Raw genomic sequence first — 14,762 nt, forward strand, 5'->3', positions numbered from 1 at the left:
CCGTTTGTTTTTGGACAAACCTGCATGAAAACCAGCGTTTCCGTGCTTGAAATGCCACCGAAGCTCCCTATCTTTCGGAGCAGTAAAACATTTTCCGCAAGGGGTTTTTAATGCGTTTGGACAAATTGACCACCCGCTTCCAGGAAGCACTGGCCGACGCGCAGAGCCTGGCGCTGGGCAACGACAATCCGTACATTGAACCGGTCCACCTGCTGCTGGCCATGCTGCGCCAGCCGGATGGGGCCACCAAGAACCTGCTGGCCCGCGCCGGCGTCAACACGGGCGCGCTGGATACCGCGCTGGACCGCGCCATCAAGCATCTGCCGCAGGTGCAGGGTGGCGAACAGGTACAGGTCGGGCGTGATCTGGGCAGCCTGCTGCAGCAGACCGAGAAAGAAGGCATCAAGCGTGGCGACCAGTTCATCGCCAGCGAGCTGTTCCTGCTGGCCGCCGCCGATGACAAGGGCGAGGCCGGCCGCATTGCGCGCGAGCATGGCCTGTCGCGCAAGCCGCTCGAAGCCGCCATCGACGCTGTGCGCGGCGGCCAGACCGTCGGCAGCGCAGAGGCCGAAAGCCAGCGCGAAGCGCTCAAGAAGTACACCATCGACCTGACCGAGATGGCCCGGATCGGCAAGCTCGACCCGGTGATTGGCCGCGACGATGAAATCCGCCGTGCGATCCAGATTCTGCAGCGCCGCACCAAGAACAACCCGGTGCTGATCGGCGAGCCGGGCGTGGGCAAGACCGCCATCGTTGAAGGGCTGGCGCAGCGCATCATCAACGGCGAAGTGCCCGAAAGCCTGAAGAACAAGCGCGTGCTGGTGCTTGATATGGCGGGCCTGCTGGCCGGCGCCAAGTATCGCGGCGAGTTTGAAGAACGCCTGAAGGCTGTGCTGAGCGACATCGCCAAGGAAGAGGGCCGGACCATCCTCTTCATCGACGAGATTCATACCATGGTGGGTGCAGGCAAGGCCGAAGGCGCGATGGACGCGGGCAATATGCTCAAGCCCGCACTAGCCCGCGGCGAGCTGCATTGCATTGGCGCGACCACGCTGGATGAATACCGCAAATACATCGAGAAAGACGCCGCGCTGGAGCGCCGCTTCCAGAAGGTGCTTGTAGGCGAGCCGAGCGTAGAGGCGACCATTGCCATCCTGCGCGGCCTGCAGGAGAAGTACGAACTGCACCACGGCGTGGAGATCACCGACCCGGCGATCGTGGCTGCGGCTGAACTCAGCCACCGCTACATCACCGACCGCTTCCTGCCGGACAAGGCCATCGACCTGATCGACGAAGCGGCGGCGCGCATCAAGATGGAGATTGACTCGAAGCCCGAGGCGATGGACAAGCTCGACCGCCGCCTGATCCAACTCAAGATCGAGCGCGAGGCGGTGAAGAAGGAAACCGACGAAGCCTCGCAGAAGCGTCTGGAACTGATCGAGCAGGAGATCGACCGCCTGCAAAAGGAATACGCCGATCTGGACGAAATCTGGAAGGCCGAGAAGGGCGCCGCGCAAGGTGCCGCTGCGCTTAAGGAAGAGATCGAGAAGATCAAGCTGGAAATCGCCAAGCTGCAGCGCGAAGGCAAGCTCGACAAAGTGGCTGAGCTGCAATACGGCAAGCTGCCCGAGCTGGAAGGCAAGCTCAAGGCTGCCACCGCGGCGGAGTCTGCCGGCCAGAAGCAGCCGAACAAATTGCTGCGCACGCAGGTGGGCGCCGAAGAAATTGCCGAAGTCGTCAGCCGCGCAACGGGCATCCCCGTGGCCAAGATGATGACGGGCGAGCGCGAAAAGCTGCTCAAGATGGAAGACCGCTTGCACGAGCGTGTGGTTGGCCAGGACGAGGCCGTGCGCCTCGTGTCTGACGCCATCCGCCGCTCACGTGCCGGCATTGCGGACGAGAACAAGCCCTACGGCTCGTTCCTGTTCCTGGGCCCGACGGGTGTCGGCAAGACCGAGCTGTGCAAGGCGCTGGCCGGCTTCCTGTTTGATTCGGAAGAGCACCTCATCCGCATCGACATGAGCGAGTTCATGGAGAAGCATTCCGTGAGCCGCCTGATTGGCGCGCCCCCGGGCTATGTCGGCTACGAAGAGGGTGGTTACCTGACTGAAGCCGTGCGCCGCAAGCCGTATAGCGTGGTGCTGCTGGATGAAGTTGAAAAAGCACACCCGGATGTCTTCAACGTGCTGCTGCAGGTGCTGGACGATGGCCGCCTGACCGATGGCCAGGGCCGCACGGTGGACTTCAAGAACACGGTGATCGTGATGACGTCCAACCTCGGTTCACAACTCATCCAACAGATGGCGACCGAACCGGCGGATGTGATCAAGGGTGCGGTGTGGCAGGAGGTGAAGACGCATTTCCGGCCCGAGTTCCTGAACCGGATTGATGAGGTGGTGGTGTTCCATGCGCTGGACCAACGCAACATCGAATCGATCGCGCGCATCCAGCTCAAGCGGCTGGCGGCGCGGCTGGCGCACATGGACTTGACGCTTGAGATCAGCGACGAGGCGGTGGCCAAGCTGGCGTCTGCTGGTTATGACCCGGTGTTTGGGGCGCGGCCGTTGAAGCGCGCCATTCAGCAGCAGTTGGAGAATCCGGTGGCGCGGATGATTCTTGAAGGCAAGTACGCGCCCAAGGATGTGGTGCCGGTGGATTATCGGGAGGGTAACTTCACGTTTGACCGGGTCGTGCACTGAAGCTTGATGTAGTGTGTTTAAAAGCCGCTCTGGAGTTAGCCAGGGCGGCTTTTTGTTTTTGGGTTTGCCACCGTCGGCGCAGCCCATATGCGAAATCCAATGAACATTCCCTGAAACCATTCGTTCCCCGTACAAGACCGGCTCGGTAGTCTTGCTCCTGTTCCAAATCCATCAGACATAAGAAACGGAGCCAGCAAGATGATTCGCAAGTTTGTCTTCCACGCCATTGCGGCTGCCATCGTGGCGGGGGGAGCCGCCGGTGCGCACGCGGCAACGACGCTGCTGAACGTGTCGTATGACCCGACGCGCGAGCTGTACAAAGAGATCAACACCGAATTCGCCAAGAAATGGAAGGCCGAGACGGGTGAAGACCTCACCCTGCGCGTTTCGCACGGCGGCTCGGGCAAGCAAGCCCGCTCCGTCATCGACGGGCTGGACGCCGATGTGGTGACGCTCGCCCTCGGCTACGACATTGACGCGATTGCCGAGAAGGGGCTGACGGGCAAGGACTGGCAGAAACGCCTGCCGCACAATGCCTCGCCGTACACGTCGACCATCGTGTTTCTGGTGCGCAAGGGCAACCCGAAGGGCATCAAGGATTGGAACGATCTGATCAGGCCGGGGATTGCCGTCATCACGCCTAACCCGAAGACATCGGGCGGCGCACGCTGGAACTACCTGGCCGCGTGGGCCTATGCGCTCAAGCAGCCGGGCGGCTCGGATGCAACGGCCAAGGAGTTCGTACAGAGGCTCTACAAGAATGTGCCGGTGCTCGACTCGGGTGCGCGTGGCGCCACCACCACCTTCACGGAACGCGGAATCGGCGACGTGCTGATCGCGTGGGAAGACGAGGCGCTGCTGGCCTCGCGCGTGGAGGGTAAGGACAAGTTTGACGTGGTGGTGCCATCCATCTCCATCCTGGCCGAGCCGCCGGTGGCGGTGGTGGACAAGGTGGCCGACAAGAAGGGCACGCGCAAGGTGGCCGAGGCTTACCTCAAGTTTCTGTACACGCCGCAGGGCCAGGAGATTGGCGCGAAGAATTTCTATCGACCGACCGACCCGGCGGTGGCCAGGAAGCACGAGAGCGAATTCCCGAAAGTGAAGCTGGTGACCATCGACGACACGTTTGGCGGCTGGCAGAAGGCGCAGAAAACGCACTTTGCCGATGGCGCTCAGTTTGATCAGCTCTATCAACCGGGCAAGTAAACCCGACTCTCACAGGTGTGTCCGCATCATGCAAATCCTGACCATTTCCGGCAGCCCTTCTGCGCAATCGCGGTCTGCGCGGCTGCTGGGCCATGTGCGGGCGCAGCTTGAGCGCGCTGGCGAGCGGGCGGACCACCTCGACCTGCGCGGCCTGCCAGCCGATGCGCTGCTGGGCGCGCAGGTGTCCGACGCCGCCATTGCCGATGCAGTGGCGCGGGTGGAGGCGGCCGAGGTGGTGATTCTTGCCACGCCGGTCTACAAGGCCGCCTATAGCGGCCTGCTCAAGACGTTTCTCGATCTGCTGCCGCAGAGCGGGCTGCGCGACAAGGTCGTGCTGCCGATCGCCACCGGAGGCAGTCTCGCCCACACGCTGGCGATCGACTATGCGCTGCGCCCGGTGCTGACAGCGCTCGCCGCGCGTTCGATCCTGCCGGGCATCTTTGCTGTGGATTCGCAGATCGTCGTGGCTGACGACGGTGTGATTGTTGACCCATCGTTGCAACAGCGCCTCGACGATGGTGTGGAGCGCGTGCACCAGGCCCTGGCGCTGGCACGGCACCCGACGGTCGCACAGGTGATCGTCGCCAGCCGCAGCACCGCACGCGCCGCCGCGTTAACCCACCCCCAGGCTGACGCCCAGCGAATGCGATGTCTGGCCTGATGCGCTGAACGCGCGCCGCCTACACCGCCAACTACACCGCCAACGCTTTCCCGTTGTTGTCATGCCGCGCAGCACCTGCGCGCGGATCGTGCCGCCCCTGCATCCCACATCAACTGAACTTGCCATGAAAAAACATTCGCCCCTGCGCAGGACTTTGACCCGCGTTTCCGTGACCCTCGCTACGCTGTTTGCCACGTTGGGCGCGCCCGCTGCGTTTGCCAACAGCGATACGCCGCCACCCAATGCCGCCAGGCAGCTGCGCATCGGCTATCAGAAGTACGGCACGCTGACTGTGCTCAAGGCGCGTGGCACGCTGGAAAAGCGCCTCGCTGCGCAGGGCATTGAGGTGAAGTGGACGGAGTTTCCCGCCGGCCCGCAGTTGCTCGAAGGGTTGAATGTTGGGGCCATCGATTTTGGCACTACAGGTGAAGCACCAACGATTTTCGCGCTGGCCGCCGGTGCGCATCTCGTCTACGTGGGCAACCAGCCGCCCGCACCGGCGGGCGAGGCAATCATCGTGCCGAAGAACTCACCGCTCAAGAGCGTGACGGACTTGCGCGGCAAGCGCGTCGCCTTCAACAAGGGCTCGAACGTGCACTACCTGCTGGTGAAGCTGCTGGAGAAGGCCAAGGTGCCCTACAGCGATATCCAGCCCGTCTACCTGACGCCGGCTGATGCGCGCGCCGCATTCGAGCGCGGCGCCATTGACGCATGGGTGATCTGGGACCCGTTCTTCGCAGCGGCTGAAACGCAGCTTGGCGCGCGCGTGCTGGCCGATGGCACGGGCGTGGTCAACAACGCGCAGTACTTCCTGGCTTCGAAGGGCTATGCGGGCGCACGGCCCGATGTGCTGAACATCGTGCTCGATGAGCTGAAGAAAACCGACACGTGGGCCGAGGCCAACCCGAAGGACGTCACGAACATCCTTGGGCCGCAACTCGGCCTTGAGCCAGCGGTGGTGGCGCGCTCCGTCTCGCGCATCGCCTATGGCATCCGGCCGGTGGGGCCCGAGGCACTGGCGGATCAACAGCGCATTGCCGACACGTTCCACACGCTCAAGCTGATTCCGCGCCAGGTGAAGGTGGCGGATTCTGCCTGGAAACCGAGCGCACAACCCGCTGCACAACAAGCGGCTCGCTGATCGCCATGACCATTTCGAAAGGAGCAGTCATGCAAGTCTTCTGGTTCATCCCGACCCACGGCGACAGCCGCTACCTCGGCACCACTGAGGGCGCGCGTCAGGTCGATCACACCTATCTGCAGCAAGTGGCCGTGGCCGCCGACACGCTCGGCTACGAAGGCGTACTCATTCCCACCGGCCGCTCGTGCGAAGACCCGTGGATCGTGGCCGCGAGCCTGATACCGGTGACGAAGCGCCTGCGCTTTCTGGTGGCGGTGCGCCCAGGGCTGATGGCGCCCACGCTGGCTGCGCGCATGGCTGCCACGTATGACCGTCTGTCGAACGGGCGTCTGCTGGTGAACCTCGTCACCGGCGGCGATCCGGCCGAGCTGGCCGGCGATGGCCTGTTCCTCGACCACGCGCAACGCTATGAGGCCTCGGAAGAATTCATCCGCATCTGGCGCGAAACGCTGGCGGCGAGTCATGACGGTGCGGCGCTGGATTTCACCGGCAAGCACCTCAGCGTGAAGGGTGCGAAGGTGTTGTATCCGCCTGTGCAGACACCGCATCCGCCGGTGTATTTCGGTGGCTCGTCGGAAGCAGCGCATGAGCTGGCCGCGGAGCAGGTCGATACGTATCTCACCTGGGGCGAGCCGCCCGCTGCCGTGGCCGAGAAGCTTGCCGACGTGCGCAAGCGCGCTGCCAAGCGTGGCCGCACGGTGCGCTTTGGCATCCGCCTGCATGTGATCGTGCGCGAGACGGAGGAGCAAGCCTGGGCCGCTGCCGATCGGCTCATCAGCAAGCTCGATGACGACACCGTTGCCCGTGCGCAGGAAGCCTTCCGCAAGATGGATTCTGCCGGCCAACAGCGCATGGCGGCGCTGCATGCCAACGGCGTCAGACGCACCCGGGCTGATCTGGAAATCAGCCCAAACCTGTGGGCCGGCGTTGGCCTGGTGCGCGGCGGCGCAGGCACCGCACTGGTGGGTGATCCGCAAACGGTGGCCGCACGCATGCAGGAATACGCAGCGCTTGGCATCGATACGTTCGTGCTCTCCGGCTATCCGCATCTGGAAGAGGCGTACCGCTTTGCCGAACTGGTGTTTCCGCTGTTGCCGCGCTCGGTGCGTGACAAATTGCCGGGCAACGTGCTCAACGGGCCGTTTGGCGAGGTGGTCGCCACAGGCATCCTGCCGCGCGTGGCGGCAAGCTGAAACCGAAGGAGAGGGCGATGGCATTGAAACCCAACACCTTCCTGCGCACCGCCGGGCAACGGGTGGCGCCGTGGGTTGTGCCGCTCGTGCTGCTGGTGCTGTGGCAGGCCTGCGCACAGTGGGGCTGGCTCTCGAACCGCATCCTGCCCGCGCCGCTGGATGTGGCCAAGGCCGCCATCGAGCTGGCGCGCTCGGGCGAGCTGTGGACGCATGTGGCGGTGAGCACGTGGCGCGCGCTGCTGGGCTTCGTCATCGGCGGCTCGCTGGGGCTGGCGCTGGGGCTGCTGACCGGCACGTTCCGTACCGCCGAGACGCTGCTCGATACCACCTTGCAGATGGTGCGCAACATCCCCGTGCTGGCGCTGATTCCGCTGGTCATCCTGTGGTTCGGCATTGACGAATCGGCCAAGTTGTTTCTTGTGTCACTGGGCGTGTTCTTTCCGATTTACCTGAACACGTATCACGGCATCCGCTCGGTGGATCCGGCGCTGGTGGAGATGGCGCGCAGTTATGGTTTGTCGCGGGCGCAGCTCTACCGCGAGGTGATCCTGCCCGGCGCGCTGCCGCAGATTCTGGTGGGTGTGCGATTCTCGCTCGGCCTGATGTGGGTGACGCTGATCGTGGCGGAGACGGTCTCTGCGCAAGCCGGCATTGGCTACATGACGATGAACGCGCGCGAGTTCCTGCAGACCGACGTGGTGCTGCTGGGCATCCTGCTGTACGCGCTGCTGGGCAAGCTGGCGGATTGGCTGTCGCGCGGGCTGGAGCGCTACTGGCTGCGCTGGCACCCCGGATATCAAGCGGCCGCCTGAGGCCGAATGCCGAATTGGAGACACGCATGCAAAGCAACGCTACTGAACACGCCGCGCTGGCCGGCACCGCCTTGCACATCGAACACGTCATCAAACGCTATGGCGATCGTGAAGTGCTGCACGGTATCGATCTGGAGATTACGCCGGGCGAGTTTGTCGTCATCGTCGGGCGCAGCGGCTGCGGCAAGAGCACGCTGCTGAGGCTGATTGCGGGGTTGGAGGGCATTGACGACGGCCACCTGCGTCGCGATGGCGAAACCGGAGATGGCCTGCACGATGACGCCCGCGTGATGTTCCAGGACGCACGTCTTCTGCCGTGGAAGAAGGTGCTCGACAACGTTGCGTTGGGCCTGCCCAGCAGGTTCCCAGGATCGCAGCGTGCGCAGGCTGCGGAAGTGCTCGCGCAGGTGGGGCTGGCCGAGCGTGCAGGGGAGTGGCCATCGCGCCTGTCGGGCGGACAGCGCCAGCGTGTAGCACTGGCCCGTGCACTGGTGCATCGCCCACGCCTGTTGCTGCTCGATGAACCGCTGGGCGCGCTTGATGCGCTCACCCGCATCGACATGCAGAACCTCATCGAAGGCCTGTGGCAGCGCCTGGGTTTTACCGCCGTGCTCGTCACGCACGACGTGGCCGAGGCGGTGGCGCTGGCTGACCGTGTGGTGCTGATCGAAGAGGGCCGCATTGCGCTGGATGCGCGCATCGATCTGCCACGACCGAGGCATCGGGGCTCGCCTGCGTTTGCGCGGCTGGAAGAAGCCATTCTCAACCGCGTGATGCAGCGCAAGATCGATCCGAATGAAGTGACCGATGTGCGCTCGCACACGGCGTGGGCATCACCCTTTGACGTGGCGGCCACAGCGGTGCGCTGGGCCGTGTAAGGCGCCGCAAGACGTTCTGCTGAAAACATTCATTGGCACGTAGCGCTGTTGTCATCTAAGAAGGAGCATCATGAGCATTCAAGCGATTAACGTCCGCAACCAGTTTCGCGGGCAGATCAAGGAGATCATCCGGGGCGACGTGCTCTCGGAGATTGACGTGGAGACCCAGGCCGGCATCGTTACCTCGGTCATCACCACGCGCTCGGTCGACAACCTCGGCCTTAAGATCGGCAGTGAAGTGGTGGCGCTGGTGAAGGCGACGGAAGTGTCGATCGCCAAACTGTAAGGACGGGGAGGAGACGGCGACCTAGCAGGACCACTCAGGAGCCCAATCCCATGAGTCTCATGCACACCACTGCACTTGCACAATTTCTCGGCACCTTGCCCAACGCACCGACGCCCGATCGCCAACTGTGGCGTGACGCCGCCGGCCGCGTGCAGGGCCAGTTCTTCCATTGCGCGCTTACGAGTCTGTTCGAGCCGGTTTGGCGGCTTGCCGCCGATGGCTCTCTGGCGCCCGCCGGCCACGAAGCGCTGATGCGCACCTGGACGCGCGGTGGCGATCTGGGCCTGAACCCGTGGAAGATGTTCTCGCTGGCGTCAGATGACAGCACGCTGGTGGAACTGGACCGCCTGTGCCGGCTGGTGCATACGCTCAACTACTTTGCCCGCACCGATGCGCAGCGGCTGGTGCTGAACGTCCATGGCCGCTTGCTGGCGGCGGTGGCGGCTGATCATGGCAGGGCGTTCCAGCGCGCGGTGACGGCACTGGGCTTGCACCCGGATCAGTTCGTCATCCAGATGCCGTCCACGGCCAACGATGACTTGGGCCTGCTGCTGTTTGTGGTGGACAACTACCGGCGCAACGGTTTTGCCGTGGCAGTGCAGGCGTCGGACCCGGCGGAAGCGGGTGCGCTGCTTGTGCATGCGAAGCCTGCATATCTGAAGCTCGACGCGCGGCGCGATTGGCACACGCGGCATGTGGTGTCGCTGGCCGATTCTGCGCGCGAGCTGGGCGTGACGCTTGCGTTGCGACGCTGCGAACGCCCGAGCGATCTGGAGCTGGCCCGCGCAGCCGGTATCACCTATGTGCAGGGCAGCATCCTGCCGGGCGCCGAACCCGAGCCGGAACCTTCGTCCACGCCGCTGTTAATGCCGATGGCGCAGGCGCCGCTCGTGCAGCAACAGTGCGCTGGCTTTTCTCTGGCGGAATGAGCACGCACCATGGCACGCAGCGCACCCGCAACCGCATCGGACGCACACACCTGGCTGTGGCCAGCAGACGCCATCATCCTGACCGTGCCCGGTTTGCATGGCAGCGGCCCCGGCCACTGGCAGACGCGGTGGGAGCACCGGTTTCCGGATTGGCGCCGCGTGGTGCAGACCGACTGGTCGATGCCCGATCTACCGCGCTGGTCTGCACGTGTGGGCGAGGCGGTACGTGCGGCGCATCCCGAGCGGCCGTCATCTCGCACCAAGCGCCGCGTGATTCTGGTGGCGCACAGCTTCGGTTGCCTCGCGTCGCTGCATTGGGCGGCGCAGACAAAAGAAGCGGTAGCCGCCGTGCTGCTCGTCGCTCCGGCCGACCCGGACAAATTTGGCGTGCGTGATCTGCTGCCGCAGCGCGCCTTGCTGTTTCCCGCCACGCTCGTCGCCAGCCGCAACGATCCGTGGATGCCGCAGGGCAACGCCATCGACTGGGGTGCGCGCTGGGGCGTTGAATTTGTAGACGCAGGGGACGCCGGCCATATCAACGCCGACTCCAACCTGGGCGAATGGGACGCTGGCTTAACCCTGCTTGACCGCCTGATCGGCCGTGCAAGTGCACAAGACACCACCCGCGACGGCGCAGACTGGCAAGCCCAGTGGGAGGTTTTGCCGAGCACTCCTTATATCTAAAACGATGATGCACATGCGCAAATATTCGTTTTCGTCATAAGAACGGTTCGCCACAATCGGTTCATCTGCATATCGGCCGCAGTGTTTTTGCTCTGCGGCCATTTTTATCGGTGCGCTTGATGAGCCTGTCTTCTGCATTGTCTTCTGCGTTGTTTCCCTCCAAGCGGCAACGGCCCGCCAACGTGCTCCCCGGTTTCGGGCTGGCGCTGGGCTTTTCGCTGCTGTACCTCGCGCTGATCGTGTTGATCCCGCTGTCGGCGACTGTCCTCAAGACGTTCACGATGACGTGGGACGCGTTCTGGGCCACCGTCACCGCACCGCGCGTGGTGGCGTCGTACAAGCTGACGTTCGGTGCTTCGCTGATTGCGGCGGTGGTCAACCTGGTGTTCGGGCTGATCCTGGCGTGGGTGTTGGTGCGCTATCGCTTTCCGGGCAAGCGGTTGATTGATGCGCTGGTCGATCTGCCGTTTGCGCTGCCGACTGCCGTGGCGGGCATCGCGCTCACCGCGCTGTATGCGCCCAATGGCTGGATCGGCTCGCTGCTGGCGCCGCTGGGGCTGAAGGTCGCGTTCACGCCATTGGGCATTGTGGTGGCGCTCACGTTCATCGGCCTGCCGTTTGTCGTGCGCACTGTGCAGCCGGTGCTTGAAGACCTGGAGGCCGAGTTGGAAGAGGCTGCCGCCAGCCTGGGTGCCACACGCTGGCAGACGTTCATCCGCGTGATTCTGCCGACCTTGCTGCCCGCCTTGTTGACTGGTTTTGCGCTGGCCTTTGCGCGGGCTACGGGCGAATACGGCTCGGTCATCTTCATCGCCGGCAACATGCCGATGATCTCTGAGATCACGCCGCTGATGATCTATTCCAAGCTTGAGCAGTTCGATTACGCAGGCGCCACGGCCATTGCCGTTGTCATGCTCGGCATCTCGTTCACGCTGCTGCTGGTGATCAACCTATTGCAAGCCTGGACGCGCCGCCGCCGCATTGGTAACCCGCGCGGCCATGACGCCATCGAGCGTGCCCCCGAAACCCTTGCGACAGGAGCCTGAGATGGCCGGTACGGTTTCCCGACAACTCGGCCAAGCGCCGGCTGCCGCGCGGCGTGGCGCTACGGCCGAATCCGCCTGGGTGCGCGCGACGTTGATCCTCGTGTCGTTCGTGTTTCTCGCGCTGTTTCTGTTCGTGCCGCTGGCGAGTGTGTTCTACGAGGCGTTCAAAAAGGGCATCGACGTCTATCTGGAGGCGCTGACCGAACCCGACGCGCTGTCGGCGGTTTATCTGACGCTGACCATCGCGGCGATTGCGGTGCCGCTCAACGTGGCGTTTGGCGTGGCCGCGGCCTGGGCGATTGCCAAGTTCGAGTTTCGCGGCAAGAACTTGCTGCTTACGCTGATCGACTTGCCGTTCTCGGTGTCGCCGGTCATCGCGGGCTTGATCTACGTGTTGCTGTTTGGCGCGCAGGGGTGGTTCGGGCCCTATCTGTCAGCGCACGATTTCAAGGTCATCTTTGCCGTGCCGGGCATTGTGCTGGCCACCGTGTTTGTGACGTTCCCGTTCGTGGCGCGCGAGCTGATTCCGCTCATGCAGGCGCAAGGCAGCGAGGAGGAGGAAGCCGCCATCGTGCTGGGCGCATCGGGCTGGCAGACGTTCCGGCGCGTGACGCTGCCCAACATCAAGTGGGGCTTGCTGTACGGCGTGATCCTGTGCAATGCGCGGGCGATGGGTGAATTTGGTGCGGTATCGGTGGTGTCGGGCCACATTCGCGGGTTGACGAACACGATGCCGCTGCACGTCGAGATTCTTTACAACGAATACAACTTTGCGGCCGCGTTTGCCGTGGCCTCGCTGCTGACGCTGCTGGCGCTTGTGACGCTAGCGCTAAAGACGCTGGTGCAATGGCATAGCCGACGTGAGCTTGCCGATGCAGATGCCGGTGTGGGTGAAGGTCCGGGCCAGCGCGTTGCACAACACACGCCCGTTTCGAAATCGCACATCTCCGTGCAATCTCCGCTCGAAGGGAGCGCAGCATGAGCATTCAGGTTCAACACATCACCAAACGCTTTGGCAATTTCGTTGCTCTCAACGATGTCTCGCTCGATTTCAAGCAGGGCGAATTGACCGCGCTGCTGGGCCCGTCGGGCTGTGGCAAGACCACGCTGCTGCGCATCATTGCGGGGCTGGAGCATGCGGATGCAGGCGCGATTCATCTGAATGGCGAAGACGCATCCGCGCAGCATGTGCGCGAGCGCCAGGTCGGTTTCGTGTTCCAGCACTACGCGCTGTTCAAGCACATGACGGTGTTCGAGAACGTGGCCTTCGGCCTGCGCGTGAAACCGCGTGCGCAGCGGCCGAGCGATGCGCAGATCCGCGCCAAGGTGAAAGAACTGCTGGAACTCGTGCAGCTTGACTGGCTGGCCGATCGCTACCCGCCGCAACTGTCGGGCGGCCAGCGGCAACGTATTGCGTTGGCGCGTGCGCTCGCGGTGGAGCCGCGCGTGCTGCTGCTCGACGAGCCGTTTGGCGCGCTCGACGCCAAGGTGCGCAAGGAACTGCGCCGCTGGCTGCGCCGCCTGCATGACGATCTGCATGTCACCAGCCTGTTTGTTACGCACGATCAGGAAGAAGCGCTGGAAGTGGCCGACAACGTGGTGCTGATGAACCGTGGACAGGTGGAGCAGGTCGGCAGCCCCGATGCGGTCTACAACACACCGGCCACGCCGTTTGTCTACGGCTTCCTCGGCAACGTGAACCTGTTCCACGGCCGCCTGGAAGAGGGTGAGAGCGGCAGCGTGCTGCACGTGGGCGAATCGTCCATCAACGTGCCGTCGGCTGGCGTCGATTCGTCGCGCGCAGACCAGGCAGTGGCGTTCGTGCGCCCTCACGAGATCGACCTGGAGCGCTATGCCCCGGGCGCCGACGGCATTCCCGTGACGCTGCGCCGGGCGCTCACGCTGGGCGCCGTCGCGCAGCTTGAGCTGGAACGCGAAGACACTGACGACATCATCGAAGTCTCCCTGCCCATCGAACGTTTTCGCACCGAGGGCTTTCGTGAAGGTGAAACGCTGGTGGTGCGCCCGCGCGCCATGCGCGTGTTTGCCCAAGGCGCACGGCCGACCGTGCAACCTACCGCATAACGCGCTGCTCCGACGACAACCAATACGAGAGGACACGAGCCATGAATTTCCAACAACTGCGTTCCATCCGCGAGGCGGTACGCCGCCAGTTCAACCTGACCGAAGTCGCCAACGCGCTGTACACATCGCAGCCGGGTGTGTCGCGGCAGATCCGCGAGCTGGAGGATGAGCTTGGCGTGGAGATTTTCGAGCGCTACGGCAAGCGCCTGACCGGCCTGACCGAGCCCGGCCGCGAGATCGTCCGCATTGTCGAGCGCCTGCTGCTCGAAGCCGAAAACCTGCGCCAGGCGGGCGAGGAATTCTCCGGCCGCCAGTCCGGCCGCCTGACCGTGGCGACCACGCACACGCAGGCGCGCTATGCGTTGCCGAAGGTGGTGCAGGCGTTCCGCAAGTCGTATCCGCACGTGACACTGGCGCTGCAGGAGGCGTCGCCTTCGCACATCGTCGAGCTGCTGCTCACGGGGCAAGCCGATATCGGCATCGCCACCGAGGCCGTGGCCAATGAGCCAGGACTGACCTCGTTCGAGGCGTACCGCTGGCGCCACGTGCTGGTGGTCAGCCCGGACCATCCACTGACCCAGAACCCGCTACCCACGCTGGAAGACGTGGCGCAATATCCGCTCATCACGTACGACGCGGGCTTTACGGGCCGCCGCAACATTGATGCCGCTTTTGCTGGTGCCGGCCTGCACCCCGAGATCGTGCTGACCGCAATGGATGCCGACGTGATCAAGACCTACGTGGCACTGGATGTAGGTGTAGGCATCATCGCGTCGATGGCGTATGACGGGCGCAAAGACGACAACCTCGTCTGCATTGGGGCTGACCATCTGTTTGAGCCCAACACCACGCGCGTGGCGGTGCGTCGTGGCGCCTATCTGCGCGGGTATGCGCATGACTTTATCGGCATGTTTGCGCCGCATCTTTCGCGCGAGACGGTGGCGGAGGCGGTGGCTTCCACGGTGGTGGCGCAGTCGGTGCGGGAGGTGCTGGCGGCGTAAGCACCACGCTAGCAAGGCCGGCGGGCAGCCGTTCATCCCCCCAATCCCGCCATTCGTCGCACGCGCATGGTGCCTGCCCAGGCGCCATTCCTATACTGCGGACATCCCCGGTTCCGTCAAAGACCGCCATGTCCGCCGTCC

General features: G+C 63.9%; 14 protein-coding genes. All 14 read left to right on the forward strand.

Annotated features, from left to right (window positions below; genetic code table 11):
• Positions 1 to 110 precede the first annotated feature (110 nt).
• Positions 111 to 2,699, forward strand: coding sequence for an ATP-dependent chaperone ClpB (gene clpB / locus PSUB009319_RS04025; RefSeq protein WP_124380960.1), 2,589 nt, complete (start codon positions 111 to 113; stop codon positions 2,697 to 2,699).
• A gap of 198 nt (positions 2,700 to 2,897) precedes the next feature.
• Positions 2,898 to 3,905: a sulfate ABC transporter substrate-binding protein gene (locus tag PSUB009319_RS04030; protein WP_124380961.1), complete on the forward strand. Its 1,008-nt coding sequence runs from the start codon at positions 2,898 to 2,900 to the stop codon at positions 3,903 to 3,905.
• Positions 3,906 to 3,933: 28 nt separating this feature from the next.
• On the forward strand, positions 3,934 to 4,566 hold the full coding sequence (ssuE, locus tag PSUB009319_RS04035; RefSeq protein ID WP_124380962.1) for an NADPH-dependent FMN reductase: 633 nt from the start codon (positions 3,934 to 3,936) through the stop codon (positions 4,564 to 4,566).
• A gap of 124 nt (positions 4,567 to 4,690) precedes the next feature.
• Complete coding sequence (locus tag PSUB009319_RS04040) at positions 4,691 to 5,707, forward strand: sulfonate ABC transporter substrate-binding protein (RefSeq protein WP_124380963.1); 1,017 nt, start codon at positions 4,691 to 4,693, stop codon at positions 5,705 to 5,707.
• 29 nt (positions 5,708 to 5,736) lie between these two features.
• Positions 5,737 to 6,900, forward strand: a complete 1,164-nt coding sequence (gene ssuD / locus PSUB009319_RS04045; protein ID WP_124380964.1) for an FMNH2-dependent alkanesulfonate monooxygenase — start codon at positions 5,737 to 5,739, stop codon at positions 6,898 to 6,900.
• Positions 6,901 to 6,917: 17 nt separating this feature from the next.
• Entirely contained in the window at positions 6,918 to 7,712 is a 795-nt protein-coding gene (gene ssuC / locus PSUB009319_RS04050) for an aliphatic sulfonate ABC transporter permease SsuC (RefSeq protein ID WP_124380965.1), read from the forward strand.
• A gap of 26 nt (positions 7,713 to 7,738) precedes the next feature.
• Positions 7,739 to 8,590, forward strand: coding sequence for an ATP-binding cassette domain-containing protein (locus PSUB009319_RS04055; RefSeq protein WP_124380966.1), 852 nt, complete (start codon positions 7,739 to 7,741; stop codon positions 8,588 to 8,590).
• Between the two features lie 70 nt (positions 8,591 to 8,660).
• Complete coding sequence (locus tag PSUB009319_RS04060; RefSeq protein WP_124380967.1) at positions 8,661 to 8,876, forward strand: molybdopterin-binding protein; 216 nt, start codon at positions 8,661 to 8,663, stop codon at positions 8,874 to 8,876.
• Positions 8,877 to 8,926: 50 nt separating this feature from the next.
• Positions 8,927 to 9,805: an EAL domain-containing protein gene (locus PSUB009319_RS04065; RefSeq protein WP_124380968.1), complete on the forward strand. Its 879-nt coding sequence runs from the start codon at positions 8,927 to 8,929 to the stop codon at positions 9,803 to 9,805.
• 9 nt (positions 9,806 to 9,814) lie between these two features.
• Positions 9,815 to 10,489: an alpha/beta hydrolase gene (locus PSUB009319_RS04070; protein ID WP_124380969.1), complete on the forward strand. Its 675-nt coding sequence runs from the start codon at positions 9,815 to 9,817 to the stop codon at positions 10,487 to 10,489.
• 119 nt (positions 10,490 to 10,608) lie between these two features.
• Positions 10,609 to 11,535: a sulfate ABC transporter permease subunit CysT gene (gene cysT / locus PSUB009319_RS04075; protein WP_124380970.1), complete on the forward strand. Its 927-nt coding sequence runs from the start codon at positions 10,609 to 10,611 to the stop codon at positions 11,533 to 11,535.
• 1 nt (position 11,536) lies between these two features.
• Complete coding sequence (gene cysW / locus PSUB009319_RS04080; protein WP_124380971.1) at positions 11,537 to 12,517, forward strand: sulfate ABC transporter permease subunit CysW; 981 nt, start codon at positions 11,537 to 11,539, stop codon at positions 12,515 to 12,517.
• On the forward strand, positions 12,514 to 13,620 hold the full coding sequence (locus PSUB009319_RS04085) for a sulfate/molybdate ABC transporter ATP-binding protein (protein WP_124380972.1): 1,107 nt from the start codon (positions 12,514 to 12,516) through the stop codon (positions 13,618 to 13,620). The genes cysW and PSUB009319_RS04085 overlap by 4 nt, the downstream gene beginning before the upstream one ends.
• A 41-nt stretch (positions 13,621 to 13,661) precedes the next feature.
• Positions 13,662 to 14,621 (forward strand): CysB family HTH-type transcriptional regulator, encoded by a 960-nt coding sequence (locus tag PSUB009319_RS04090; protein WP_124380973.1) that lies wholly within the window; start codon positions 13,662 to 13,664, stop codon positions 14,619 to 14,621.
• The last annotated feature ends 141 nt before the right edge of the window (positions 14,622 to 14,762 follow it).

Source organism: Ralstonia sp. SET104 (genome assembly GCF_003851545.1).
Lineage (GTDB): Bacteria > Pseudomonadota > Gammaproteobacteria > Burkholderiales > Burkholderiaceae > Ralstonia.

Coding starts and splice junctions, on each gene's coding strand:
- clpB (WP_124380960.1), top strand. CDS start 111: ATGCGTTTGGACAAATTGACCACCCGCTTCCAGGAAGCACTGGCCGAC.
- PSUB009319_RS04030 (WP_124380961.1), top strand. CDS start 2,898: ATGATTCGCAAGTTTGTCTTCCACGCCATTGCGGCTGCCATCGTGGCG.
- ssuE (WP_124380962.1), top strand. CDS start 3,934: ATGCAAATCCTGACCATTTCCGGCAGCCCTTCTGCGCAATCGCGGTCT.
- PSUB009319_RS04040 (WP_124380963.1), top strand. CDS start 4,691: ATGAAAAAACATTCGCCCCTGCGCAGGACTTTGACCCGCGTTTCCGTG.
- ssuD (WP_124380964.1), top strand. CDS start 5,737: ATGCAAGTCTTCTGGTTCATCCCGACCCACGGCGACAGCCGCTACCTC.
- ssuC (WP_124380965.1), top strand. CDS start 6,918: ATGGCATTGAAACCCAACACCTTCCTGCGCACCGCCGGGCAACGGGTG.
- PSUB009319_RS04055 (WP_124380966.1), top strand. CDS start 7,739: ATGCAAAGCAACGCTACTGAACACGCCGCGCTGGCCGGCACCGCCTTG.
- PSUB009319_RS04060 (WP_124380967.1), top strand. CDS start 8,661: ATGAGCATTCAAGCGATTAACGTCCGCAACCAGTTTCGCGGGCAGATC.
- PSUB009319_RS04065 (WP_124380968.1), top strand. CDS start 8,927: ATGAGTCTCATGCACACCACTGCACTTGCACAATTTCTCGGCACCTTG.
- PSUB009319_RS04070 (WP_124380969.1), top strand. CDS start 9,815: ATGGCACGCAGCGCACCCGCAACCGCATCGGACGCACACACCTGGCTG.
- cysT (WP_124380970.1), top strand. CDS start 10,609: ATGAGCCTGTCTTCTGCATTGTCTTCTGCGTTGTTTCCCTCCAAGCGG.
- cysW (WP_124380971.1), top strand. CDS start 11,537: ATGGCCGGTACGGTTTCCCGACAACTCGGCCAAGCGCCGGCTGCCGCG.
- PSUB009319_RS04085 (WP_124380972.1), top strand. CDS start 12,514: ATGAGCATTCAGGTTCAACACATCACCAAACGCTTTGGCAATTTCGTT.
- PSUB009319_RS04090 (WP_124380973.1), top strand. CDS start 13,662: ATGAATTTCCAACAACTGCGTTCCATCCGCGAGGCGGTACGCCGCCAG.